At 67.4% G+C, this 23,045-nt stretch carries 23 protein-coding genes; 9 read left to right on the forward strand and 14 right to left on the reverse strand.

Going from position 1 to position 23,045, the window contains the following annotated elements; translation table 11 throughout:
- Window positions 1-30 precede the first annotated feature (30 nt).
- From HMPREF3014_RS16985 to HMPREF3014_RS16995, 3 genes are all read right to left on the reverse strand, one after another.
- Window positions 31-600, reverse strand: a complete 570-nt coding sequence (locus HMPREF3014_RS16985; RefSeq protein ID WP_003084771.1) for a TetR/AcrR family transcriptional regulator — start codon at window positions 598-600, stop codon at window positions 31-33.
- Between the two features lie 49 nt (window positions 601-649).
- A complete protein-coding gene (locus HMPREF3014_RS16990; RefSeq protein ID WP_003118845.1) occupies window positions 650-1,054 on the reverse strand; it encodes a PaaI family thioesterase in 405 nt (134 codons plus the stop codon).
- A 139-nt stretch (window positions 1,055-1,193) separates the two neighbouring features.
- Complete coding sequence (locus HMPREF3014_RS16995; RefSeq protein ID WP_003105233.1) at window positions 1,194-1,943, reverse strand: glutathione S-transferase family protein; 750 nt, start codon at window positions 1,941-1,943, stop codon at window positions 1,194-1,196.
- A 168-nt stretch (window positions 1,944-2,111) separates the two neighbouring features.
- Here HMPREF3014_RS16995 and HMPREF3014_RS17000 point away from each other — a divergent pair, with 168 nt between their 5' ends.
- The 3 genes from HMPREF3014_RS17000 (at window position 2,112) to HMPREF3014_RS17010 (ending at window position 6,116) form a co-directional block, all read left to right on the forward strand.
- A complete protein-coding gene (locus HMPREF3014_RS17000; protein ID WP_003084762.1) occupies window positions 2,112-2,630 on the forward strand; it encodes an RNA polymerase sigma factor in 519 nt (172 codons plus the stop codon).
- A complete protein-coding gene (locus tag HMPREF3014_RS17005) occupies window positions 2,627-3,598 on the forward strand; it encodes a FecR domain-containing protein (RefSeq protein WP_003113263.1) in 972 nt (323 codons plus the stop codon). The genes HMPREF3014_RS17000 and HMPREF3014_RS17005 overlap by 4 nt, the downstream gene beginning before the upstream one ends.
- A 103-nt stretch (window positions 3,599-3,701) precedes the next feature.
- Window positions 3,702-6,116 carry a TonB-dependent siderophore receptor gene (locus HMPREF3014_RS17010; RefSeq protein WP_003142701.1) on the forward strand — a complete coding sequence of 805 codons (2,415 nt, stop codon included), beginning with the start codon at window positions 3,702-3,704 and terminating at the stop codon, window positions 6,114-6,116.
- Window positions 6,117-6,288: 172 nt separating this feature from the next.
- Here HMPREF3014_RS17010 and HMPREF3014_RS17015 read toward each other — a convergent pair whose 3' ends face one another.
- On the reverse strand, window positions 6,289-7,146 hold the full coding sequence (locus HMPREF3014_RS17015; RefSeq protein WP_003099950.1) for a PP2C family serine/threonine-protein phosphatase: 858 nt from the start codon (window positions 7,144-7,146) through the stop codon (window positions 6,289-6,291).
- An 85-nt stretch (window positions 7,147-7,231) separates the two neighbouring features.
- Between HMPREF3014_RS17015 and HMPREF3014_RS17020 the strand changes: the two genes are divergently transcribed.
- Both HMPREF3014_RS17020 and HMPREF3014_RS17025 read left to right on the forward strand, forming a co-directional pair.
- Window positions 7,232-8,182: a Vgb family protein gene (locus HMPREF3014_RS17020; protein WP_003099948.1), complete on the forward strand. Its 951-nt coding sequence runs from the start codon at window positions 7,232-7,234 to the stop codon at window positions 8,180-8,182.
- Between the two features lie 18 nt (window positions 8,183-8,200).
- Window positions 8,201-8,821 (forward strand): glutathione S-transferase, encoded by a 621-nt coding sequence (locus HMPREF3014_RS17025; RefSeq protein WP_003113265.1) that lies wholly within the window; start codon window positions 8,201-8,203, stop codon window positions 8,819-8,821.
- Here HMPREF3014_RS17025 and HMPREF3014_RS17030 read toward each other — a convergent pair.
- The 6 genes from HMPREF3014_RS17030 to HMPREF3014_RS17055 all read right to left on the reverse strand — a co-directional run bounded on the left by HMPREF3014_RS17030 (window position 8,784) and on the right by HMPREF3014_RS17055 (window position 13,486).
- On the reverse strand, window positions 8,784-8,969 hold the full coding sequence (locus tag HMPREF3014_RS17030) for a hypothetical protein (RefSeq protein WP_003084739.1): 186 nt from the start codon (window positions 8,967-8,969) through the stop codon (window positions 8,784-8,786). The two genes, HMPREF3014_RS17025 and HMPREF3014_RS17030, sit on opposite strands and share 38 nt — an antisense overlap.
- Window positions 8,966-9,268: a hypothetical protein gene (locus tag HMPREF3014_RS17035; RefSeq protein WP_003084737.1), complete on the reverse strand. Its 303-nt coding sequence runs from the start codon at window positions 9,266-9,268 to the stop codon at window positions 8,966-8,968. The genes HMPREF3014_RS17030 and HMPREF3014_RS17035 overlap by 4 nt, the downstream gene beginning before the upstream one ends.
- 49 nt (window positions 9,269-9,317) lie before the next feature.
- Window positions 9,318-10,676 carry a cell envelope integrity protein CreD gene (creD, locus tag HMPREF3014_RS17040; protein ID WP_023086916.1) on the reverse strand — a complete coding sequence of 453 codons (1,359 nt, stop codon included), beginning with the start codon at window positions 10,674-10,676 and terminating at the stop codon, window positions 9,318-9,320.
- A 102-nt stretch (window positions 10,677-10,778) separates the two neighbouring features.
- Window positions 10,779-12,203, reverse strand: a complete 1,425-nt coding sequence (creC, locus tag HMPREF3014_RS17045; RefSeq protein ID WP_003123892.1) for a two-component system sensor histidine kinase CreC — start codon at window positions 12,201-12,203, stop codon at window positions 10,779-10,781.
- Entirely contained in the window at window positions 12,203-12,892 is a 690-nt protein-coding gene (creB, locus tag HMPREF3014_RS17050) for a two-component system response regulator CreB (protein WP_003084734.1), read from the reverse strand. The genes creC and creB overlap by 1 nt, the downstream gene beginning before the upstream one ends.
- Window positions 12,893-12,976: 84 nt before the next feature.
- A complete protein-coding gene (locus HMPREF3014_RS17055) occupies window positions 12,977-13,486 on the reverse strand; it encodes a retropepsin-like aspartic peptidase RloA2 (RefSeq protein ID WP_003113269.1) in 510 nt (169 codons plus the stop codon).
- Window positions 13,487-13,628: 142 nt separating this feature from the next.
- On the opposite strand from HMPREF3014_RS17055, the gene HMPREF3014_RS17060 reads away from it, so the two are divergent.
- Entirely contained in the window at window positions 13,629-14,516 is an 888-nt protein-coding gene (locus HMPREF3014_RS17060) for an acyltransferase (RefSeq protein ID WP_003099939.1), read from the forward strand.
- Window positions 14,517-14,713: 197 nt separating this feature from the next.
- Here HMPREF3014_RS17060 and HMPREF3014_RS17065 read toward each other — a convergent pair whose 3' ends face one another.
- The gene (locus HMPREF3014_RS17065) at window positions 14,714-15,292 is read right to left on the reverse strand and encodes a DUF2780 domain-containing protein (protein WP_003084725.1); all 579 of its coding nucleotides are present in this window, start codon (window positions 15,290-15,292) and stop codon (window positions 14,714-14,716) included.
- A 101-nt stretch (window positions 15,293-15,393) separates the two neighbouring features.
- Window positions 15,394-18,192, reverse strand: coding sequence for an AAA family protein disaggregase ClpG (gene clpG, locus HMPREF3014_RS17070; protein ID WP_003117917.1), 2,799 nt, complete (start codon window positions 18,190-18,192; stop codon window positions 15,394-15,396).
- A 373-nt stretch (window positions 18,193-18,565) separates the two neighbouring features.
- Between clpG and mdtD the strand changes: the two genes are divergently transcribed.
- Both mdtD and HMPREF3014_RS17080 read left to right on the forward strand, forming a co-directional pair.
- A complete protein-coding gene (mdtD, locus tag HMPREF3014_RS17075; protein WP_003084717.1) occupies window positions 18,566-19,999 on the forward strand; it encodes a multidrug transporter subunit MdtD in 1,434 nt (477 codons plus the stop codon).
- 1 nt (window position 20,000) lies between these two features.
- Window positions 20,001-20,375, forward strand: coding sequence for a YkvA family protein (locus HMPREF3014_RS17080; RefSeq protein WP_023086915.1), 375 nt, complete (start codon window positions 20,001-20,003; stop codon window positions 20,373-20,375).
- Here the strand turns inward: HMPREF3014_RS17080 and HMPREF3014_RS17085 are convergent.
- Both HMPREF3014_RS17085 and HMPREF3014_RS17090 read right to left on the reverse strand, forming a co-directional pair.
- Window positions 20,369-20,893 carry a retropepsin-like aspartic peptidase RloA3 gene (locus HMPREF3014_RS17085; protein ID WP_003099931.1) on the reverse strand — a complete coding sequence of 175 codons (525 nt, stop codon included), beginning with the start codon at window positions 20,891-20,893 and terminating at the stop codon, window positions 20,369-20,371. The genes HMPREF3014_RS17080 and HMPREF3014_RS17085 overlap by 7 nt on opposite strands.
- A gap of 150 nt (window positions 20,894-21,043) precedes the next feature.
- On the reverse strand, window positions 21,044-21,253 hold the full coding sequence (locus HMPREF3014_RS17090) for a cold-shock protein (RefSeq protein ID WP_003084710.1): 210 nt from the start codon (window positions 21,251-21,253) through the stop codon (window positions 21,044-21,046).
- A gap of 347 nt (window positions 21,254-21,600) precedes the next feature.
- Here HMPREF3014_RS17090 and dbpA point away from each other — a divergent pair, with 347 nt between their 5' ends.
- Window positions 21,601-22,977 carry an ATP-dependent RNA helicase DbpA gene (gene dbpA, locus HMPREF3014_RS17095; RefSeq protein ID WP_003113273.1) on the forward strand — a complete coding sequence of 459 codons (1,377 nt, stop codon included), beginning with the start codon at window positions 21,601-21,603 and terminating at the stop codon, window positions 22,975-22,977.
- The last annotated feature ends 68 nt before the right edge of the window (window positions 22,978-23,045 follow it).

Consider the following 23,045-nt stretch of genomic DNA (forward strand, 5'->3'; position numbering starts at 1 on the left):
ATACCTGGCCGGCCTGGGCGCGACACCCGCCTAGGCCGGCAGTAGCGCCTGCAATTCTTCCTCGATCGCATCCAGCGCCTGGAACGACCGCTCGACGCGGGCCACCGCGACCGCCCCCTCCAGCGCCGCGAGGATCAGCCAGGCACGCGAGGCGGCGAGCTTTTCCGCCAGTCCGTCGGCGCGCAACGCACGCTCGATGCTGGCGTGCCAGGCGCGGAGCGCCCGGCGGCATTCAGCGTGCACCGGGGCCAGCTCGGCGTCGATGCTCAGGCTGGTGGAAAGCACCGGGCAGGCCTCTTCGAAACGCGAATGCTCCAGCCAGCCACGCAGGGTCGCGGTGAACTGGCGGAGGACGTTGCGCGCATGGGGGGCCTGGGTCCCGGCGCGGTCGAGGAAGGACGCCACCTCGTCGGCGACGAAGCCGATCGCGGCGCTGGCGATCTGCGGCTTGCCCTCGGGGAAATAGTGATAGAGCGAGCCTTTCGGCGCCTCGGCGCGAGCGATGATATCGCTCAGCCCGGTGCCGAAATACCCGCGGCTGGCCAGCAGCGAGGCGGTGGCATGGACGATCCGTTCGGCGGCATTGGACTTCTTCGGCAAACCTGACTCCCCAACTCACGGCAGACGACCGGGCAAGCATGCCCGAGCCTCAGGGCAGATGAAACACGCCGCTGGCGCTGGCCACCAGGCGCTCGCCGCTGTGCAGCCGGGCCGAGGCGAAGGCCATGCGCTGGCCGAGCTTGTCGACCCGGGTATGCACCTCCAGCCAGTCGCCGACCCGCGCGACCCCGCAGAAGTCCAGGCGCAGGCCGACGGTGACCATCGGCTGCGGCGGTTCGCGGGAGAACGCCATGGCGTAGCCGAGGCCAACGTCGGCCAGGGTCGAGAGCAGGCCGCCGTGGGCGGTGCCACCGTGGTTGCAGTGCTTTTCGTCGATGCGCAGCGCCACCACCAACTGGCGCTGGGCGTCCTGCCGGCAGAAGAAAGGACCGAGCAGGTCGAGCAACGGACTGCTGCGGAACAGCGGCTGGAACCCTTCGGGGACGTTCATCACGGTGCGGCCTCCGCTTTATACAGACTGGTCTATATAAAATATGCCCGGACGCTGGATCCACCAGCGCCGCGAAGGTCTTATCGAGGCGCTGAATGGCGCTTCATCAGGACGGCGCCCTGGGCGCCGCCCGCACTCCCTCTCAGCGGCTCATCGGACCGCGCACCGGCCGCTCGCGGGCGTGGCTGGTCGCGCTGAGCGGCGCGCCGGCCTCGCGCAGCGCCTGGCGCTGTTCGGCGACCGGGGTCTGCGCGGTGGCCTTCTCGAAACGCGCCAGATGCTGGAAGGCCGGCAGGGCGAAAGCGTCAGCCAACAGGCGCGCCAGGCGCGGCCAGCGCTCGCCGTCGACCTGGTAGCGCGCCAACTGGGCATTGCGGAACAGGCAGGCGACGGCGACATCGGCGATGGACAGCTCGCCGCACAGCCAGCCGCTTGGCGGGACCCGCCCTTCCAGGTAGTTGCAGATCGATGGCAGGTCTTCGTCGTAGGTGCGTTGCAGGATCGCCTGGTCGGGTTCGCGCTGCCAGATGCCACGGTTGATCACCAACTGGTGGAACAACTGCCAGATGATCACCTGGCCCAGCCGCGAATCGGCGTACTCCTCCAGCCAGCGGGCCTGGGCGCGCTGGCCGATGTCGACGGGATACAGGCTCGGCTGCGGGTAGCGCTCCTCCAGGTACTGGCAGATCACGCTGGAATCGTTGAGGACGAAGTCACCGTCCACCAGCACCGGTATCTGGCGCAACGGACTGAGGCGCTCGAAGGCCTCGTCGCCGAAGAACGGCACGATGGGGTCGATGCGGTAGGCGATGCCTTTCAGTTCCAGCAGCACCAGGACCTTGCGCACATAGGGGGACAGATAGGAACCGATGATCAGCAAAGGTTCGGCCACGGCGAGACTCCTGTTCTTGTTATGGGAACACCGATCCTCCGGCAAACCAGCGGGACGACTCAAGTGGCTTCCCGACGGACGCCAATTGCAGGGATAGTCGCACTTTGCGATCATTTGCGAATAATTCTCGTTTTTCCATTCAATCCCGTTTCGGGATGGGGAGCGGTCGTGTCGGCGGGTGACGTCAGCAACAGCGAATTCGTGGGTAGCCTGTACCGGGACCACCGCGGCTGGCTGCTTGCCTGGCTGAACCGCAACCTCGGCTGCCGCCAGCGCGCCGAAGACCTCAGCCAGGACACCTTCGTTCGCCTCCTCGGCCGCCCGGAGCTGCCCGGCCTGCGCGAACCGCGCGCGTTCCTGGCGAAGGTGGCGCGCGGTCTGATGATCGACCACTTCCGCCGCGCCGCCCTTGAACAGGCCTATCTCGCCGAACTGGCGCTGGTTCCGGAAGCGGAGCAGCCTTCGGCCGAAGAGCAGTACCTGATTCTCGAGGACCTCCGCGAGATCGATCGCCTGCTTGGCACGCTGTCGCTGAAGGCGCGTAGCGCGTTTCTCTATAGCCGCCTGGACGGCATGCCCCACGCGGAGATCGCCGAGCGTCTCGGAGTCTCGGTGCCGCGCGTGCGCCAATACCTGGCCCAGGGTCTGCGCCAGTGCTACATCGCCCTCTACGGAGAGCCCCGGTGAGCGCCGACGATCGTCATTCGCCGGTACGCGCGCGGGTGCTCGACGAAGCCATCGCCTGGCAATTGCTGCTCGACTCCGGCGAAGCCCATCCCGACGATCACCGCGCCTTCCACCGCTGGTACGCGGCGCATCCCGAACACGAACGCGCCTGGGAACAGCTCGGCGGCCTCGACCGGCACCTGGCGAGAGCCGCCAACGGGCCGGCACGCAACGCCCTGCTGTCCGGCAACGCACGCTTCAAGCGCCGCCTGCGCCGGCTCGGCGGCAGCGCCCTGGGGCTAGTGCTGGCGCTAGGCGTCGGGCTCGGCGTGGCCAACCGCTACGTCCCGGTCCGCTACCTGCTGGCCGATGCCTACAGCGCCACCGGCGAGCAGCGCGAGCTGACCCTCCCGGATGCCACTCATGTGCGCCTGAACAGCCGCAGCGCCATCGACGTCCGCTTCGACGGCGAACGCCGCCAGGTCGTGCTACTGGCCGGCGAGATCCTGGTGGAAACCGCCCATGGCGACCCGCGCCCCTTCGTGGTCAGCAGCGCCGATGGCGACATGCGCGCCCTCGGCACGCGCTTCCTGGTGCGCCGCGAGGAACCCGGCACGCGCCTCACCGTGTTGCAGTCGGCGGTGGCCGCGCGCGCGGAAACGCTCAGCGAAGAGCGTGTGATCAAGGAAGGCCAGCAGGTGCTGATCCTGCCGCAAGGCCTGCAGGCCAGCGAAGCGGCCCCGGCCCTGGCCGGCGCCTGGGCACAAGGCATGCTGGTGGTGGAGAACGCCCGGCTGGCCGACCTGGTGGCGGAACTGGGGCGCTATTCGCCGGCGCTGCTGCAGGTCGACCCGAGCATCGCCGACCTGCGCGTCACCGGCAGTTTCCCGCTGAAGGACACCCGCCTCGCCCTTCAGGCTTTGGAGCCGAGCCTGCCGGTGCGCAGCGTGAGGCACAACGCCTGGTGGTTCGAAGTGGTGCCACGCTGAACCGAACGGGCCGGCGAAAAATTTTTCCCGCCGGCCCTATCACTTTTTCCGACTCGTCCGGCAAGGAGGCATTGAGACTCGTTTCCATCCAGGAGCCCCGCACATGCCTCGCCCGACGTTCCGTCCCGGCCTGCTCGCCCTAGCCATCGCCCTCGCCGTTCCCGCACCGTTCCTCCACGCCGCCCCGGCCGAACAGGCCAGCGTGCGCGACTACCGCATCGCCGCCGGGCCGCTGGCAGGCACCCTGAACCGCATCGCGGCCCAGGCCGGCCTGGTCCTCACCCTGGATCCGGCGCTCGCCGAAGGACGCAGCGCCCACGCCGTGCAAGGTCGCTTCGACGCGCCCGGCGCATTGCGCGAAGCGCTCAAGGGCAGCGGCCTGGAACTGGTGGAAAATGCCGGCGGCACCTACAGCCTGCGCAAGGTGCCGGAAGACACCCTGTCGCTGCAGGCGATGACGGTCAGCGGCGCCGAGGAAGACCCACTGGGGCCGACCAGCGGCTACGTGGCCAAGCGCAGCATGACCGGCACCAAGACCGATACGCCGATCCTCGAGACCCCGCGTTCGATCTCGGTGGCGACCCGCCAGCAGATGACCGACCGCGCCGTGCACAACCTCGACGACGCGGTGCGCTACATGCCCGGCGTCGTCGCCAGCAGTTTCGGCAGCGACTCCCGTTCCGACTGGTTGAAGGTGCGCGGCTTCAAGCCGACCCAGTTCCTCGATGGATTGCCGATGGCGACAGGCTCATACAACAACCCGAAGCTGGAGACCTGGAATCTGGAGCGCCTCGCCCTGCTCCGCGGCCCGGCCTCCTCGGTCTACGGCCAGACCCCGCCCGGCGGCATGCTCGACATGGTCAGCCTGCGCCCGCAGGGCATCGCCAGCCATGAACTGAAGGCCGAGATCGGCAACTACAACCACAAGCAGGTCAGCTTCGACAGCACCGGCCCGATCGACGACGAGGGGCGCTTTCTCTATCGCCTCTCCGGCGTGGTGCGCGACAGCAACACTCAGGTCGACCATATCGACGACAAGCGCTACAACATCGCCCCGAGCCTGACCTGGAACATCGACGACGATACCCGGCTGACCTTCCTCAGCCAATTCAACCGCGACGATACAGCCGCCACCAGCCAATTCTTGCCGTTACGCGGGACCAAATACGATGCTCCATTCGGAAAGATTTCCCATCACAAAAACCTCGGCGATCCGGACTGGGACTTCTACGACCGCACCTACTATTGGTTGGGCTACTCCTTCGAACGGCGCATCAACGATGTCTGGCAGTTCCGCCAGAACCTGCGCTACCTGCGCAACGACCTGTCGTTCCAGACGCTTACGCCAACCAGCAGTATCGATGCGGCCAGCGCCGACGGCACCTTACAGCGCATGACGACCTCGGTGGACGAGGACATCAGTCAGTTCGTGGTAGATAACAATTTCCAGGCTGACTTCGAGACCGGTGCGCTGCGCCATACTCTCCTGCTGGGTATCGATCACAACCGCACCCGCACCGACTACACCTCGATCTACAACTTCACCGGTGTGCCGCCGACCAACGTCAACAACCCGATCTATGGTCAGCCAATTCCCAAGCCATCGCGCTCTAGTGCGTTCTATGACTACCGACAGAAGACTTATCAGACCGGGCTCTACGTCCAGGATCAGATCGCCCTCGACAACTGGCGCCTGACCCTCGGCGGCCGCGAGGACTGGGTACATGCCGGCGCCACGTTCTACAATCAGAACGATGCCACCAACACCAGCCGCGACAAGAAATTCAGCGGTAACGCAGCTCTGAGCTACATCTTCGACAACGGCCTGGCGCCCTACCTTTCCTATGCGGAGTCATTCCAGCCAAGCACCGGCGCCGACGATATAGGCTCCAACAAGATGTTCAAACCCACCGAAGGCAAACAATGGGAACTGGGCGTCAAGTATCAACCCGTAGGCTCCGATTCGCTGTTCACCGCAGCCGTCTACGACCTACGCCAGGAGAACGTGAGGGTCACCGACAACGTCAATGGGACACCCACTACCTCGCAGGCTGGCGAGGTTAAGGTCACCGGCTTGGAGCTGGAAGCCACCAGCAACGTCACAGACAATCTGAAAGTGATCGGCTCCTATAGCTACGCCGACACCGAAGTGAAAAAAGGCCAGTACGCAGGCAACCGCCTGCAACAGGCGCCGCGCAACCAGGCCTCGCTATGGGCCGACTACACCTGGCACGAGGGTACGCTGAACGGTTTCAGCGTGGGTGCCGGCGCCCGCTACGTAGGCTCGACCTACGGCGACCAGGCCAACACCTACGACGGCTACGCCGGCTCGTACACCCTGTACGACGCCGCCGTGCGCTACGACCTGGGCCAATTGAACGGCAGCCTGAAAGGCGTCAGCGTGGCGGTCAATGCCAACAATCTGTTCAACAAGGACTACCTGGCGTCCTGCGACGGCTACTACTGCTACTACGGCGACCAGCGCAGCGTGGTGGGCAGCGTCAGCTACAAGTGGTGAGCGACGCGTCACAGGTGCGTAACGGCGGATAACCGCTTCGCGGTTATCCGCCCTACCGCAGAACGTACCTTCCGGGCACCGGATGCCCTCCTCCCGCCTGAGGGAGAGGGCCGGGATATCGGCAGCCGGCGCAATGGGGAGGACCTGCATTCCGGGCGCCGGAGATCATCGTTCACCCCGCGATCCGACCCCACAGCGCGCTGGCGTCGTCGTGGATCTTGAAACGCGGGAAAGCCAGGGCCTGGTCGTCGCCCTGTTCGATCTCGCGCAACTCGTCGAGCATGGCGCTCACTCCGACGTCCTCGAGGCGCCGCAGCAACTGTTCGTCGGTATAGCGGCGGAAAGGCTCGACCAGCCGGTCGAAGCCGTCGGTCATCAGCACGAAGGAACGCAACGCGGCGAGCGGCAAGGTCTCGCGCTGCACCTGGCCGAGCCAGCGGTCGCTGATGTCCAGCGCCCAGTAGCCCTCGGGCTTGTTCATCAGCAGGCGGTTCTGCCGCACGCGCGGGCGGCTGGCCTTGAACAGTTCGGCGTGATCCCACTGCGGATGTTCCTCGCGCATCCGGCAGAAATGCGCCAGGGATTGCCGATCCAGTTCGTGTAGGGCCGAATCGCCGAAGCTGCGTACCTGGCCGTCGGCGCCTTCGACGAGGATCCGGCTGTCGCCGATGTTGAGCAGTTCGATTTCTCCGCCGCGAATCCGCAGCAGGCTCAGGCAGGCCGCCGGCATGTCTTCGAGGTCGTGCCAGTCGCGGCCGCTCTGGGCGCGGAAGTCGCCCTGGATATCGTTGAGCAGGCGCCGCAGCAGGGTCTCGCTGGATTGCTCGGGCTCGACTTCCAGCAGCAACCGCAGGTGCCGGTCCACCGCCTGGGCCAGCCAGCGCGCGTCGCTTTCCACGCCCAGCACGCTGCGACCGATGCTGGTGGCACCGTCGATCACCCAGGCGGCCTGCGCCGTGCAGCCCAGCGCATCGTCGTTCACCGCGCCCCCCGCGCGGCATTCCGCCCCGAGTATTTCCACTGTGGCCATTCGCAGTTCCTCCTATGCTCAATGCGCTGCCAGAATAGCAAGACAGAGCCTTTCCACGTTCCGCTCGTCGTTCCGGGAGAACCGTATGCGTCACCTGCCCTACCCGCTGCTGGGCCTGTTCCTGGCCCTGTCGTCGACCGGCGCCGCCCTGGCCGGCGAACAGTACTACCCGCTGGACAAGGGCTCCGCGCCCTACGCGGTCGCGCCCAGTGCACAGGGTGCGGTCTGGTACGGCGCGGACGGCGGGCATTCGCTGGGGCGCCTCGACCCGACCAGTGGCGAGAGCGTGCAGGTGCCGCTCGGCGAAGGCGCGCGGCCGCGAGCCATCGTCAGCGACGAGAGCGGCAACGCCTGGGTGCTCGACAGCGGCCTCAACGCCATCCTTCGCATCGGCGGCGAGCGCCTGGGCAGCGAACGTTTCCCGCTACCGGCCAAGGCCGCGCCGGCCGGGCTCGAGTCCGCGGTATTCGACGACGACGGGCGCCTCTGGTTCACCGGCAGCCGCGGCTTCCACGGTCGCCTCGACCCAGCCAGGCGCCTGGTGGAGGTCTGGCCCTCGCCCCAGGGCAAGGCGGCGAACGGCATCTGCGTCACCCCGGACGGCGAGGTCTGGTACGCGCAGGACGACGCGCTGGTGCATGTCGATCCGCTCGACGGCAGCGCCGAGCGGTTGCCCGCGCCTGAAGGCACGAAGGCCTTGCGCGGGATCGGCGCCGACTCCATCGGCAGGCTCTGGGCCAGCGACAGCGGTGGCGCCCGGCTGTACCGCTACGATCCCAGCGATGCCTCGTGGCAGAGCTGGCCGCTGCCGGACAGCCAGGCCCGCCCGGACAGCCTGCGGGTCGACGCCATGGACCGTGTCTGGCTGCACGACGCCGCCAGCGGGGCGCTCTTGCGTTTCGACAGTGAGCAGGCGACATTCCGCGTCCTGCCCAGCGACCGGCCGGCGCCCGGCAACGCCCTGCTCGGCGGTCGCCCCGGAGAAACCTGGAGCGCCGAGCCTGCCGCCGATCGTCTGCGCGTCGTCCGCGACTGATCCTTCCAAGGAGCCCGCATGAGCGCTACCCATACGCTGTTCTACGCCGCCGCCTCGCCCTTCGTGCGCAAGGTCCTGGTCCTGCTCCACGAAACCGGCCAACGCGAGCGCGTGGCGCTCGAGGAAGTCACGCCGACGCCGGTCGCGCCCATCCGGCAGCTCAACGCCAGCAACCCGGCCGGCAAGATTCCCGCCCTGCGCCTGCCGGACGGCCAGGTGCTGCACGACAGCCGGGTGATCTGCGACTACTTCGACCAGCAGCACGTCGGCGAACCGCTGATCCCCCGCGAAGGCAGCGCCCGCTGGCGACGCCTGACCATCGCCTCGCTGGCGGACGCCGTCCTCGACGCCGCGGTGCTGTCCCGCTACGAAACCTTCGTCCGCCCCGAGGAGAAGCGCTGGGACACCTGGCTCGAAGCACAGCGGGAAAAGATCGGGCGGTCCCTGGCGTGGCTGGAGGGCGACTGCATCGCCGAACTGCAGGCGCGCTTCGACATCGCCGCCATCGGCGTCGCCTGCGCCCTGGGCTATCTCGACCTGCGCCAGCCGGAGTGGGACTGGCGCGGCCGCTACCCGCGACTCGCCGCCTGGTTCGCCGAAGTCAGCCAGCGCCCGTCGATGCAGGCCACCCGCGCCTGACCCCGAGGCCCGCCGACGCCTGCTGCCGCCGCAGGCGCTCGGCGCGTTGCAGCCAGGCCGCCGAGGGGCCGGGGAACAGCAGGCCGATCCGCGCCGCCAGGCGCTCGCCGTCGCGACGGTCGTCGCGCAGGCCGACATAGCCGTTCATTTCCAGCACACCAGGCGGAACAGCAGCAGGCCCAGCAACAGCGCGCTCTGTCCGAGCCCCATGCAAAGCTCCAGGAAGGAGCGCACGTGCGGATTGCCGGCGGCGCCCTCGATGCCGCTGAGGCCTTCCCAGAATCCGTCCGGCATCAGCACCAGCATGGCGTGGGCCAGGGGCTTGCCGCTGGCGATCCAGTACTCGATCAGGCCGAACTTGCCGAAGAACAGCAGAAAGATCAGGATCACGCCGCTGACCAGCAGGCCGAGGGCGGCACAGAGGGTGAACTCGAAGAACAGGCGCATGCTTTTCCTCCTTGGAAATCGGCGGCGGCCGGCGCCGCCGCCTTCGTCGTCAGGCCCTGGCGGGTACCGCCGGGAAGTCCTTGCGGCCGACCCCGTACCAGTCCAGGCGGCGGGTCAGCACCATCACCGCGGCAAGCACCGCGAACAGCAGCAGCGAGCCCATCAGCAAGGCGTAGTCCTCCGCGCTCAGCAAGCCGTAGAGCAGGCCGTACAGCCCTGCCAGGCCGGCGCTGAAGCCCAGCCCTCGGGCCACGCTGCGCAGGACGAAGCACAGGTAGAAGCCGATCAGGCCGACGCAGGCTCCGGCGGAGACCAGGTAGGCCAGCTCGAAGCCGACGTGCTCGGCCAGCGACAGCAGCAGCAGGTAGAAGAACGCCAGCGCCAGGCCGACCAGCGCGTACTGGACCGGGTGTACCGCCAGGCGCTTGAGCACCTCGAAGAGGAAGAAGCCGGCGAAGGTCAGGGTGATGAACAGCAGCGCGTACTTGATCGCGCGGTCGGCCTTCAGGTACTGGTCCACCGGATCGACCAGGCCGACGCCGAAGGCGCGCGCCTGGAAGCCGTCGCAACGCTGCTCCTCCACGCAACTGCGCAGCGCCTCTTCCATGTTGGTGGCGAAGAAGCTGGTCTGCCAGCGCGCGGTGAAGCCCTGGGCGGTGATCTCCCGCTCGCTGGGCAGGAACTCGCCGCCGAAGCTCGGGTGCGGCCAGTCGGCCTTCAGGATGACCTGGCTGTCGCGGCCCACCGGCACGATGTCCAGCCGCTCGCTGCCGAGCAACGACAGGTCGAAGGCGTACTCCAGGCGCTGCGCCTGGCGCCCGTCGACGCCTTGCAGCGGTGCGTGCACACCGCTGCCGAGCAGGCCGACCCGGCTACCCGGCTCGAAGTCGACGCTGGCACCGTTGAGGGACAGGCGCAGGGCATTCTCGATGCCGCGGATGTCGCTGACGCCCATCGCCAGGAACGGCGTTTCGAACTGGTAGTCCTCCAGGTCTTCTTCGATGCCATAGTGCGCAGGCACCTGGAAGTAGCCGGCAACCTTGTTGTCGACGTGGTACAGGCGCGCCTGGTAGATGCCGCGGTAGCGCAGCTCGGTGCGCATCTGCCCGTCGAGGGCGAAGCGGTCGGGCAGGAAGTACAGCTCGCCGCGCTGCTCGCGCTCCTGCAACACGCGCTTCTCGGTCTTCTCCTCGGTGACCCACTCGCGCACCGTCCTGCGGTACGGCACCACCAGCAGCGGGCCGGTGAGGCGCTGGCTGTAGCTGGAGCTGCGGGCGATATCCTGCAGCACGCCGTCACGAACCTCCTGGCGATCGCGGATCAGGCCGTCGATCATCAACAGGGGAATCAGCAATAGCAGGATGAGTAGGGCGATGGCGCCGAGCTTGTAGGCCAGCGTGCGGTTCATGGGGGGACTCTCCGTCGGGGTGATGGCGGAAAGTCTGCGGCGCCGCGATGGCGGGCTTCGGGTCGCCGTGTGGAGAGTCGATGGAGTTTCCGTGGAGGCGCCTCAGCCGCGCGGCAGCCAGAGCAGCGCCTCGACGCCGTCGTCGCGGTTGCCGACCTGCAACCGGCCGCCATGCAGTTGCGCCACCTCGGCGACGAAGTTCAGTCCCAGCCCGGTGCTCTTGCGCCCGCTGGCCGGGCGCGGCAGCGAGTAGAAGCGTTCGGTGAGGCGCGCCAGGGCGTAGTCGGGAATCGCCGGCCCCTGGTTGAACAGGCGCAAGGCGATACCCTCGCCGTCGACCTCGGCGAGCAGGCGAAGGATGCCGCCGGGCGGGGTGAAGTCGAGGGCGTTGTCGAGCAGGTTGGCCAGCGCCTGGCGCAGCAGGAACTGCTCGCCGCGAACCTCGCAGGGACCTTCCAGGCGGTTCTCCACCCGCAATCGCTGGCGCTGGATACGCGCCGCCTGGCCTTCCAGCAGGGACGCGGCGATCTCCCGCAGGTCGACCTTGCCGACCTCCTCCAGGCCTTGCCGCTGCTCCACCTGGGCCAGGCTCAGCAGGCGCTCGATCAGTTGTTGCAGGCGCTCGCTCTCGCCGGCGATGTTGCCGACGAAGCGCGCCCGCTGCTCGGCCGGCATCTCGCCGTCGAGCAACTCGGCGGCGCCACGGATCGCCGCCAATGGGCTCTTCAGTTCGTGGGTCAGGGTATGCACGTAGCGCTCGACGTAGTCCTTGCCTTCCAGTTGCGTGCGCATGCGTTCCACCGCGTCGGCCAGTTGCGCCATCTCGCCGCCGCGATAGCGCGGCAGCTCGGCGCGGCGCCCCTCGCTGACCGCCTGTGCGTACTGGGTGAGGCGCCGCAGCGCGCCGCTGAGCCACCAGGAGAGCAGGCCGCCGACCAGCAGCCCGAGGGCGATCAGCCCGGCACCGAGCCAGGCCAGGCGCCGCTGCGAGCGGTCGATGTAGGGTTGCAGGCTGCTGTTCGGCTTGGCCACCGAAACCACCCCGATGATCTTCCCGCCATCCTTGATCGGCGCCGCCACGTACATCACCGAGGAATCCGGGTCGTCCGGGTCTTCGCGGCTGGAGCGCGCGCCGTACTGGCCCCGGAGAGTCAGGTAGACGTCGTTCCAGCGCGAATAGTCCTGGCCGACGGCCACCCCGGCGGAGTCCAGCAGCACCTTGCCGCTGGCGTCGGTGACGTAGATGCGGTGGTTCACCGCCTCCTTGCGCAAGCCCCAGATATCCGCCTGCGGCACCCGCTTGCCGTAGTCCTCGAGCATCTCCGGCAGGTCGCTCTGTGCCAGGGTGCCGTTCTTCACGTCCTGGCGGAGGATCTCGGCGAGCAGGTTGGCGGTGTCCACCAGGGTTTCCTCGGTGGACTGGCGCACGCCGGGGCGCACTTCGTCCATCACCGTGCTCAGCACGAAGTAGCCGGTGAGACCGACGAACAGGAAGTAGACCAGGAAGATCCGAACGCCGAGCGGCATCAGGCGTGGTCCGGGCTGTAGCTGTAGCCCAGGCCGCGATGGGTCTGGATCGCTTCGCCGCGTTCGTTCACCTGGCGCAGCTTGGCGCGCAGGCTCTTGATGTGGCTGTCGATGTTGCGCTCGTAGCCGGCCTCGCTGGCGACGCCGAGGGCGTCGAGCAACTGCTCGCGGCTGAATACCCGCTCGGGCTGCCCGAGCAGCGTCTGCAACAGGCGGAACTCGTGGCGGGTGAGGTTGAGCGGGGTGTCGCGGTAGTGGATCCGCACGCGCTCCTCGTCGACCTGGAACGGCCCGCTCGGCGCGGCCCCTTCCAGCGCCGCCGGGCGCGGCGCCATGCGCTTGAGGATGGCCTTGACCCGAGCCGCCACCTCGCGCGGGCTGAACGGCTTGACCACGTAGTCGTCGGCGCCGATCTCCAGGCCGACCACGCGGTCGATCTCGGCATCGCGCGCGGTGAGGAAGATCACCGGCACCTCGGAGAACCGCCGCAGGCGCTTGCAGGCCTCGAAACCGCTGATGTCCGGCAGACCGACGTCGAGGATCAGCAGATCCGCCGGCTGGCGCTCCTGCAACGCCAGCGCCTCGCCGGCGAGGGTCACCCAGGTGGTGGCGAAGCCTTCGGCCTGCAGGGCGTAGAGCAGGGTGTCGGCAATCGCGGCTTCATCTTCGACGATCAGGATATGCGGCATGGCGTGACGGCGGCTGACGGGAATGCCGGAACGGTGCCGCAAGCCGGCGCGCGCGTCAATCGCGCCGCCGGTGGCGTAGGACGCTTACTTGCAGGTGGGCTTGTCGGCGACGAAGCGCTCGGAGGGATCGACCGCGACGTGGAATTTGCGCAAGCCCTTGGTGCCCATCAGGAACGGATAGTTGAAGGCGCTGCGGTCGGTGAGGTTGACCTCGATGGTCTTCATCGCTCCGCCCAGGCAGACCTGCAGGTCGATCACCGGGCGTTCGCTCAGGCGGTCCTCATCCTCGTCCTCGCCGCTGCGGTTGTCGGCGCGGTTCTTGATCTTGCCGATGCGCGCCAGCTTGTGCTCGAACACCGAGCCGTCGGCCTCCTTGGTGGCCAGCCGGAAGCGCACCCACTCCTCGCCGTCGCGCTGGAACAACTCGATGTCCTTGGCCGACAGCGAGGAGGTGTAGGCGCCGGTGTCCATCTTCGCCTGCAGGGTGCGGTCCAGCTCCGGCAGGGAGACCCATTCGTAGCGGCCGTAGAGGTTGGGTTCGGCGGCGAGGACCGGCAGGGCGAACAGCGAGAGCAAGGCAAGGGCACGCTTCACGCGGGCATCTCCTGAAGTGATACGAGGTCCACATAGGACTAGCACGGCGCGGTTTCGTTCGCCACGCCGGCGGCTTGGGCGGCGCGGCGCGGATGCGTATGATGGGCCGCGTCGACCCACACCCAGGACAGGGAAACCAACCATGCGGGAACTGTTGACCGGCCTGACCAGCAGCCTTCTGCTGCTTCTCAACACGCTGATCCTGATCGGCCCGATGATGCTGATCGCACTGCTCAAGCTGGTGCTCCCCGGCCAGCGCCTGAAAGACCTCTGCTCCAGGGGCGTGATGTGGATCGCCGAGACCTGGGCGGAGATCGACAAGTGGATCTTCGCCACCTGCACGCCGACGGTCTGGGACGTGCGCGGCGCCGGCGACCTGCGCCAGGACACCTCGTACCTGGTGGTGAGCAACCACCAGTCCTGGGTCGACATCCCCGCGTTGATCCAGGTGTTCAACCGGCGCACCCCGTACTTCAAGTTCTTCCTCAAGAAGGAGCTGATCTGGGTGCCCTTCCTCGGCCTGGCCTGGTGGGCGCTGGAGTATCCGTTCATGAAGCGCTATTCCAAGGCCTTCCTGGAGAAGCACCCGGAACTCAAGGGCAAGGACCTGGAGATCACCAAGGCCGCCTGCGAGAAGTTCAAGCGCATCCCGGTGACCGTGGTGAACTACCTGGAAGGCACGCGCTTCAGCGAGCAGAAGAAGGCCCGGCAACAGTCGCCCTATCGCCACCTGCTCAAGCCCAAGGCCGGCGGGGTGGCCTTCGTCCTCGCCGCGCTGGGCGAGCAGCTGGACGCCCTGCTCGACGTCACCGTGGTCTACCCGAGCGACAAGGTTCCGGGATTCTGGGACCTGCTCTGCGGACGGGTGCCGAAGGTGATCGTCGACATCCAGACCCGGCCGATCGATCCCGCCCTGTGGCAGGGCGACTACGAGAACGACCCGGTGTTCCGCCAGTACGTGCAGGAATGGGTCTCGCGCATGTGGGAAGAAAAGGACGAACGCATCGCCCGCTTGCGGCAACTGCGCTGAAGTACCGGCCGAAGCACACCCATCTCGTAGGGCGAATAACCGCAACGCGGTTATCCGCCGTTTCCACGGCGCAGCGGCGGATAACGCCGGGGGCGTTATTCGCCCTACCGGTGCGGGCAACGAATATCCGGGCGCCGCACCCACTTCGTAGGGCGAATAACCGCAACGCGGTTATCCGCCGATCCGCTGGCGGCAGATCAGAGCAGCGACGAGCCGCCCGCCTTGCTCACTCCCCAGAGATTGCTCAGGCTGCCCAGCAGCTCGCTGTTGGCGCCCTGCTTGCCGAAGTAGTCGACCAGCACCTGGGCGAACTTCTCGGTCATCCCGCTATCCATGCCCAGGGTGCCGAAGGCCTTGTTCACGTCGCCCATGCTGTCCGCATTGCCGAGCAGCGAACCGAGGCCCTTGCTGTCGCCGCCGCTCTTGCCGAGCACGTTGCCGAGCCCGCCGAGACCGGCCAGGGCGTTGTTGCCGGCCAGCTTGTCGAGGCCGGGGATGGTCTTAACCAGTTGCGAATAATCGTTGCCGGCCAACTGGTTCTTGGCCAGGCCGAGCAGGGCGCCGGTACCGCCGACCGCCTGCTCCTGGCTGACCCCGAGCTGGCCGGTGAGTGCGCCGAGCAGACCGCTGGTCTGCGGGGTGGTGGCTACCTGGGCGGAGTCGCCCTGGGATGCCCCGGCGACCGCCTTGGCGGCATCCCCGAGATTGAAGGCGAACGCGGAGGCGGCGCTGAGCAGCAGGGCCGCGGCCAGGGTAGCGTGGGTGGTGACGCGCATCGGCAATTCCTCATGAGATATCGAACGCCCCGGCCGCATTCGCAGGCCGGGGTGAGATTTCGACCGACCGGCCGGTGCCTTGTTCCCCAACCTTGGTCGGGTCACTTGGCCTTCGGCTTGTCGGCCTTGCCCTTGGCGGCGGCGCCTTTCTTCGCCGCCGGCTTCCTCGCCGCCGTCGCGCGGCCCTTGGGCGTCTCGCCGGCGCCGGATTTCTTGCGTGCCGCCGGCTTCGGCGCGGCGCCCTTGCGGTAGCCGACGCCGTCCTTGGCGTCGTAGAAGAAGGTGACCGTCTCGCCCTCTTTCACCTCGCCCTTGAGCATCGCCGTGGCCAGGCGCGTCTCCAGTTGCTGGCGGATCTGCCGCTTCAGCTCGCGGGCGCCGAACTCCGGCTGGTAGGCCTCTTCGGCGAGGTGGCCGACCAGGCTGTCGTCGATGTGCAGGTAGATGTCCTGAGCGTGCGCGGCGCGCTTCACCCGCTCCAGTTGCAGGCGCACGATGTCCTCGATCTGCGCCTTGCTCAGCGACTCGAAGACGATCACCTCGTCGAGGCGGTTGAGGAATTCCGGGCGGAAATGTCCGCGCAGGGTAGTCATCAGTTCGCGCTTGAGCTTCTCCGGCGGCTGGGCGAACTCGCCGGCCTGGGCGTTCTTCATGATCAGCTCGGAGCCGAGGTTGCTGGTGGCGATGATGATGGTATTGGTGAAGTCCACCACGCGCCCCTTGCCGTCGGTCAGGCGGCCGTCGTCGAACACCTGCAGGAGGATGTTGTTGACGTCGGCGTGGGCCTTCTCGATCTCATCGAGCAGGATCACGCTGTACGGCCGCCGGCGCACCCGCTCGGTGAGCTGGCCGCCCTCGTCGTAGCCGACGTAGCCCGGCGGCGCACCGATCAGCCGGGACACCGCGTGGCGCTCCATGTATTCGCTCATGTCGATGCGGATCATCGCGTCTTCGTCGCCGAACACCACCTCGGCCAGGGCCTTGGCCAGCTCGGTCTTGCCCACCCCGGTCGGGCCGAGGAACAGGAAGGTGGCGATCGGCCGGCTGCCCTGGCGCAGCCCGGCGCGGGCCAGGCGCACGGCGTCGCTGACCGCGGTGATCGCTTCCTGCTGGCCGATCACCCGCTGGTGCAGGCGCTCTTCCATCTGCAGGAGCTTCTCGCGCTCCTCGGCGGTCAGTTCGGTGACCGGGATGCCGGTGAGCCTGGAGATGATCTCGGCGATGTCCTCGACCCGCACCTCCTCGGTCTTCGACCCCTGGGTCTGCTGCCAGCGCTCGGTGATCTGCTCGAGGTGTTCCTTGCGTTCCTGGATGCGTTTCTCGAAGACCTTCGCCTCGTCGTACCACTTGCGGCTGGCGGCGTAGTCCTGCTCGCGCTTGAGCTGCGCCAGCTCGGCCTCCAGTTCCTGGATCTCGGCCGGCCGCGAGGTGCTGGCGATGCGCACGCGGGCGGCGGCCTGGTCGATCAGGTCGATGGCCTTGTCCGGCAGGAAGCGGTTGCCGATGTAGCGATCGGACAGCTCGGCGGCGGCGACGAAGGCCTCGTCGCGGATGGTCACCTTGTGGTGGCCTTCGAGCTTGTCGCGCAGGCCACGGAGGATGGAGATGGTCTGCTCCACCGTCGGCTCGGGGACGAACACCGGCTGGAAGCGCCGCTCCAGCGCGGCGTCCTTCTCGATGTACTTCTGGTACTCGTTGAGGGTGGTGGCGCCGATCAGGTTCATCTCGCCACGCGCCATCGCCGGCTTCAGCACGTTGGCCACGTCCAGCCCGCCTTCGCCGCCGCCCTGGCCGGCACCGACGATGGTGTGCACCTCGTCGATGAACAGGATGATCTCGCTCTGCGCCGCCTGCAGTTCGTCCATCACCTGCTTGAGGCGTTCCTCGAACTCGCCGCGGTACTTGGCGCCGGCGACCATGGCGTTGATGTTCAGTTCGACCAGGCGCTTGTCGCGCAGCACCTCCGGCACCTCGCCCTGGACCATGCGCTGGGCCAGGCCTTCGACGATGGCGGTCTTGCCGACGCCGGGCTCGCCGATCAGCACCGGGTTGTTCTTCTTGCGCCGGGCGAGAACCTCGATGGTGGTCTCGACTTCCTTCGAGCGGCCGATCACCGGATCGAGCTTGCCTTCGCGGGCCAGCCGGGTCAGGTCGCGGCTGAACTTGTCCAGTTGCGGAGTGTTGCTCGGGCCGTCCACGCGGCCGTCCTCGGCGCCCTTGCCGACCACCTTGACCGCTTTCTGCCGTAGCGCCTGCTCGGTCAGGCCGTACTTCTTCAGGAGCGTCCCGGCGAAGCTGTCCGGCACCGCCGCCAGGCCGAGCAACAGGTGCTCGGGGCCGACATAGCTGTGGCCGAGTTCGCGGGACAGGGCGAAGGCATGCTGCAAGGCGCTCTTCACCCGCGGCGAGATGGTCATGTCCTCGCTCGCCTCGCCCTTGCTGGCGCCGCGCACGGCGTTGGCCTCGATGTACTGCTTGAGGTCGGCCGGCGACAGGCCGAACTGCTTGAGCACCGCCTGCACCACGTCGGCGTCGGCCAGGGCGTAGAGCAGGTGCTCGGTGTCCACTTCGCGCTTGCCGAATTCGGCGGCGACCTGCGCGGCGCGTTGCAGGTACTCGGTGGTCTGCTTGCTGAAGTACTCGGCGATGTCCACCGCCTCCGGCTCGCGGGCGCGCACCGGGGTGACCGGGCTCTGCTCGCCGAAGCCGGAGAAGATCTCGTCGAACGGGCTGCCGCCGCCGAACAGCGACTCCAGCGGCGAGCGCATGCGCTGCTGGCGCATCAACTGGCGGTAGTGCAGTTCGCAGAGGGCGAGTTCGCGGCGCTGGCCGTTCTGTACCAGGCTGACGCGGGCGACGGCGGGACGTTCGTGGCAGATAGCGCAAAGTTCCTGGGCCATGGGAGGACTCCTGTTTCCACGGAAGGTGGGCTTCGGCGACGGCAGCGGCGACCGGGGTCGCCGAGCGCTGCGTGGAGAACATCGCGACAAGGCGGTGAAGCACGCGCCGTCGAGCATGCAACGCGGGACATGTCCGTGCGATGACGAAGCGCCGACGTCGCATCCGCAGCCACTGACGGGGTGACTCTTGAGTACTAGCACAGCAGCCGGCGAGCGCCAGCGCTTCGGCTTGACCCAGGACAATGAAAGGCGACCTCTCTGGCCGCGACTTCCGCCGCAATGCCCGCTGTTCGCCCCGATCCGGTCGCCGGCCGTCCCATCGCGGCGAGAACTTCTCTATGCTTGGGCCCTGTCCGCCCGAGGGAGCCCGTCCATGAGCGAGCCGTTCCAGCTCACCCCCCGCATCGCCCGCCAACTGCCCTGGCTGGTCGCCGTCGCCTTCTTCATGCAAGCCCTCGACGGCACCATCCTCAACACCGCACTACCGAGCATGGCCAGTTCGCTGAACGAAAACCCGCTGCGCATGCAGGCGGTGGTGATCGCCTACCTGCTCACGGTGGCCCTGCTGATACCGGCCTCGGGGTGGATCGCCGACCGTTTCGGCACACGCCGGGTATTCCTCGGCGCGGTACTGCTGTTCAGCCTCGGCTCGTTGCTTTGCGCGCTGTCGCCGAGCCTCGAACTGCTGGTCGGCGCGCGCATCGTACAGGGCGTCGGCGGCGCGCTGATGATGCCGGTGGGACGGCTGGTGATCCTGCGCGTCTACCCGCGCCAGGACCTGGTGCGGGTGCTCAGCTTCGTCACCATTCCCGGCCTGCTCGGCCCGCTGGCGGGACCGACGCTGGGCGGCTGGCTGGTGGAGTACGCCTCCTGGCACTGGATCTTCCTGATCAACCTGCCGGTCGGCCTGCTCGGCTGCCTGGTGGCGATGAAGCTGATGCCGGACCTGCGCAGCCCGGTGCCGAGCCGTTTCGACAGCATCGGCTTCCTGCTCTTCGGCGGCTCCATGGTGCTGATCTCCATCGCCCTGGAAGGACTCGGCGAGCTGCACCTGTCGCACCTGCGCGTGGTCCTGCTGCTGATCGGCGGACTGGTCCTGCTCACCGCCTACTGGCTGCGCGCGCTACGCATCGACAAGCCGCTGTTCCCACCGAGCCTGTTCAAGGCGCGGACCTTCGCCGTCGGCATCCTCGGCAACCTGTTCGCCCGCCTGGGCAGCGGCGCCCTGCCCTTCCTCACCCCGCTGTTGCTGCAGGTGGGACTGGGCTACCCGCCCTCCACCGCGGGCATGACCATGATCCCGCTGGCGCTGTTCGCGATGGTCGCCAAGCCGATGGCCAAGCCACTGCTGGACTTCTTCGGCTATCGCAAGCTGCTGGTCGGCAACACCCTGATCCTCGGCTGCCTGATCGCCGGCTTCGGCCTGGTCGACCAGGACACCCCCTACGTCTGGCTGCTGCTGCACCTGAGCCTGCTCGGCGCGGTGAACTCCCTGCAATTCACGGCGATGAACACCCTCACCCTGATCGACCTGCAGGACAGCAACGCCAGCAGCGGCAACAGCCTGATGTCGGTGGTCGTGCAGTTGTCGATCAGCCTCGGCGTGGCTTGCGCGGCGGCATTGCTGGGCGGTTTCCAGACCGACCTGGATACGGGGCAGGACACCGTACTCGGCGCCTTCCACGCCACCTATGTCAGCGTCGGCCTGATGTCGATGCTGGCCGCGGCGATCTTCTTCCAGCTCGGCAGCGAGGACGGTCGCACCAGCCCGCGCCGGGTCGATCCGGAAAAGGACCCGGACCTCTAGGATGGCCTGGATCGCTACGCTCAAGCGCTGGGCTCGCGAGCTGAAGACCGAGGTCATCGCCCTCTGGCTGTGCAGCCGCCATCCGCACATGCCCTGGCTGGCCCGACTGGTGGCTCTGCTGGTGGTGGCCTATGCGCTGAGTCCGATCGACCTGTTCCCGGACTTCATACCGCTGCTCGGCTACCTCGACGACCTGTTGCTGGTGCCGCTGGGGATCTGGCTGGCGATCCGCCTCACCCCACCCACGCTGCTCGCCGAGTGCCGCGCGCGGGCTCGCGAGGTCGAGACGCACCCGCGCAACCTGTGGATGGCTGCGCTGATCGTGCTGTTCTGGGTGGCGCTGGGCGCTGGACTGCTGCGCTGGTTCTTCTACTGAGCGGCGAGCGCGCTGCAGGTAGGTTTGCGGGTAAAGGTTCGGGACACGTCGACCGCGCCGAGGTGTTCGAGCGTGCGGCGACCGAGCAGCACCGGATAGTTCATGTTGCCGCGGTCGCGCAGGGAGAACTGCTCGCGCAGCAGCTTGGCGCCCAGGCAGATGTCCATCGCCACCACCGGACGGCTGTCGCTGCCGCCGGCGCCGCGTACCTTGATCAGCCGCAGCACCTTGCGCTCGAAGGTCACGCTGACCGGCGCCTTGCTGTCGGCGGTGGGCAGCACGACATCGAAGCGCACCCAGCGCTCGCCGTCCTTCCTGTAGCGATGGATATTCCTCGCGTCCAGCGACGAGGTCAGCGCGCCGGTATCCAGCTTGGCCTTGGCCTGCATGCGCTCGGGCATCAGCCAGGACTGCTCGATCCAGCCCCAGTGCTCGGTGGCGGCATGGCAGGACGCGGAAGAGAACGACAGCGACAACAGCGCGGCGAAGGCCAGACGACGGGATTGCACAGGCTTCATCGAAACGACTCCGAACGGGACCGGGCCACTCTGGGCGGGAACTCGTCAAGACAGGGTGAACGGCAGGCGAAGACAGTGTGACGGTTTTCTCCGGGCAATAAAAAACCCGGATGCTTCCATCCGGGTTCTTCGGGCTGGGGCCCAGGGATCTTAGTTGATCACCTGAACGCGCTCGGCCTGCATGCCTTTCTGGCCTTGTACGACTTCGAAGCTGACCTTCTGGCCTTCGGCCAGGGTCTTGAAGCCGTTACCTTCGATGGCACGGAAGTGAACGAAAACGTCCGGGCCGCTTTCCGGGGTAATGAAGCCGTAGCCTTTGGTTTCGTTGAACCACTTAACGGTGCCGTTCTGACGGGACATTGCAAGTTCTCCTTGGAACTATGGGTATTGATTTAGCCACGAAATCGTAGCCGGTAACTGAGTTGCAAGGAGTTACAAGGAGTCGAGCAGGACGGGCTGGAATTTCCGACCGCATCAGGTCACGATCGACGGCGACCCATGCAAACACAGTGTCAGCACTCTACGACAAAAAACTGAGGAAAGCGAACCTGTATAAAAATACAGAAACGCGCTTTTTTCGTTTTTCGGACGAACGGTACTGGCCAAAGATACATTGCCTGTCGCTGCTGCTCCGGCGGCGATCGCACGCGGCAAGCCGCCGCAGGCTGCTAGACTAGCCGCTCGTATCGCCTGCCGAGCCCTGCCCCGTGACCTCCACCGCTTTCTCCTCGCTGCCGCTTTCCGCGGACCTCCTGGCCAATCTCGACTCCCTCGGTTACCGGGAGATGACGCCGATCCAGGCGCAGAGCCTGCCGCTGATCCTCCAGGGCCACGACCTGATCGCCCAGGCCAAGACCGGCAGCGGCAAGACCGCGGCCTTCGGCCTCGCCCTGCTCAGCCCGCTGAACCCGCGCTACTTCGGCTGCCAGGCGCTGGTGCTGTGCCCGACCCGCGAACTGGCCGACCAGGTCGCCAAGGAGATCCGCCGGCTGGCCCGCGCCGCCGACAACATCAAGGTCCTGACCCTCTGCGGCGGCGTCCCCTACGGCCCGCAGGTGGCTTCGCTGGAGCACGGCGCGCACGTGGTGGTCGGCACCCCGGGGCGCATCCAGGAGCACCTGCGCAAAGGCACCCTGGTCCTCGACGGGCTCAATACCCTAGTCCTCGACGAAGCCGACCGGATGCTCGACATGGGCTTCTACGACAGCATCGCCGAGATCATCGGCCAGCTCCCCGAGCGCCGGCAGACCCTGCTGTTCTCCGCCACCTACCCGGACGGCATCGAGAAGCTGGCGAAGACCTTCATGCGCGATCCGCGACAGGTGAGGGTCGAGTCGCTGCACGCCGACAGCCAGATCGAGCAGCGCTTCTTCGAGATCGATCCGAAGCAGCGCATGGACGCCGTGGTACGCCTGCTCCAGCATTTCCGGCCGCAGTCCTGCGTGGCCTTCTGCCAGACCCGCCAGCAGTGCCAGGAGCTGGCCGACGCACTGAAGGCGCAGCGGATTTCCGCCCTGGCCCTGCACGGCGACCTGGAGCAGCGCGAGCGCGACCAGGTCCTGACGGTGTTCGCCAACCGCAGTTGCAACGTACTGGTGGCCACCGACGTGGCCGCCCGCGGGCTGGACATCGCCGCCCTGGAAACGGTGATCAACGTCGAGCTGGCGCGCGACCCGGAGGTCCACATCCATCGCATCGGACGCAGCGGTCGCGCCGGCGAGAAAGGCCTGGCCCTGTCGCTGGTGGCGCCGGCCGAGGCCAGCCGCGCGCAGGCCATCGAGGACCTGCAGAAGCAGCCGCTGGCCTGGTACGCCCTCGGCCAGTTGAAGGCCAGCCCGGAGCCATTGCTGCCGCCGATGAGCACCCTGTGCATCGCCGGCGGACGCAAGGACAAGGTGCGCCCCGGCGACCTGCTCGGTGCCCTCACCGGCGACGCCGGGCTGCCCGGCAGCGCGGTGGGCAAGATCGCCATCTTCGACTTCCAGGCCTTCGTCGCCATCGAGCGCGGCCTCGCCCACCAGGCCCTCAAGCGCCTGAGCGAAGGCAAGATCAAGGGTCGCTCGTTCAAGGTCCGCCTGCTTTAGCGCGCCGCCGCTTCGCTTGCCGGGCCCGCTCCGGCGCGCGATATCGCCGCCGGGTAACGTTCGGCGCG

It is taken from the genome of Pseudomonas sp. HMSC065H01 (genome assembly GCF_001815235.1).
Classification (GTDB): domain Bacteria; phylum Pseudomonadota; class Gammaproteobacteria; order Pseudomonadales; family Pseudomonadaceae; genus Pseudomonas; species Pseudomonas aeruginosa.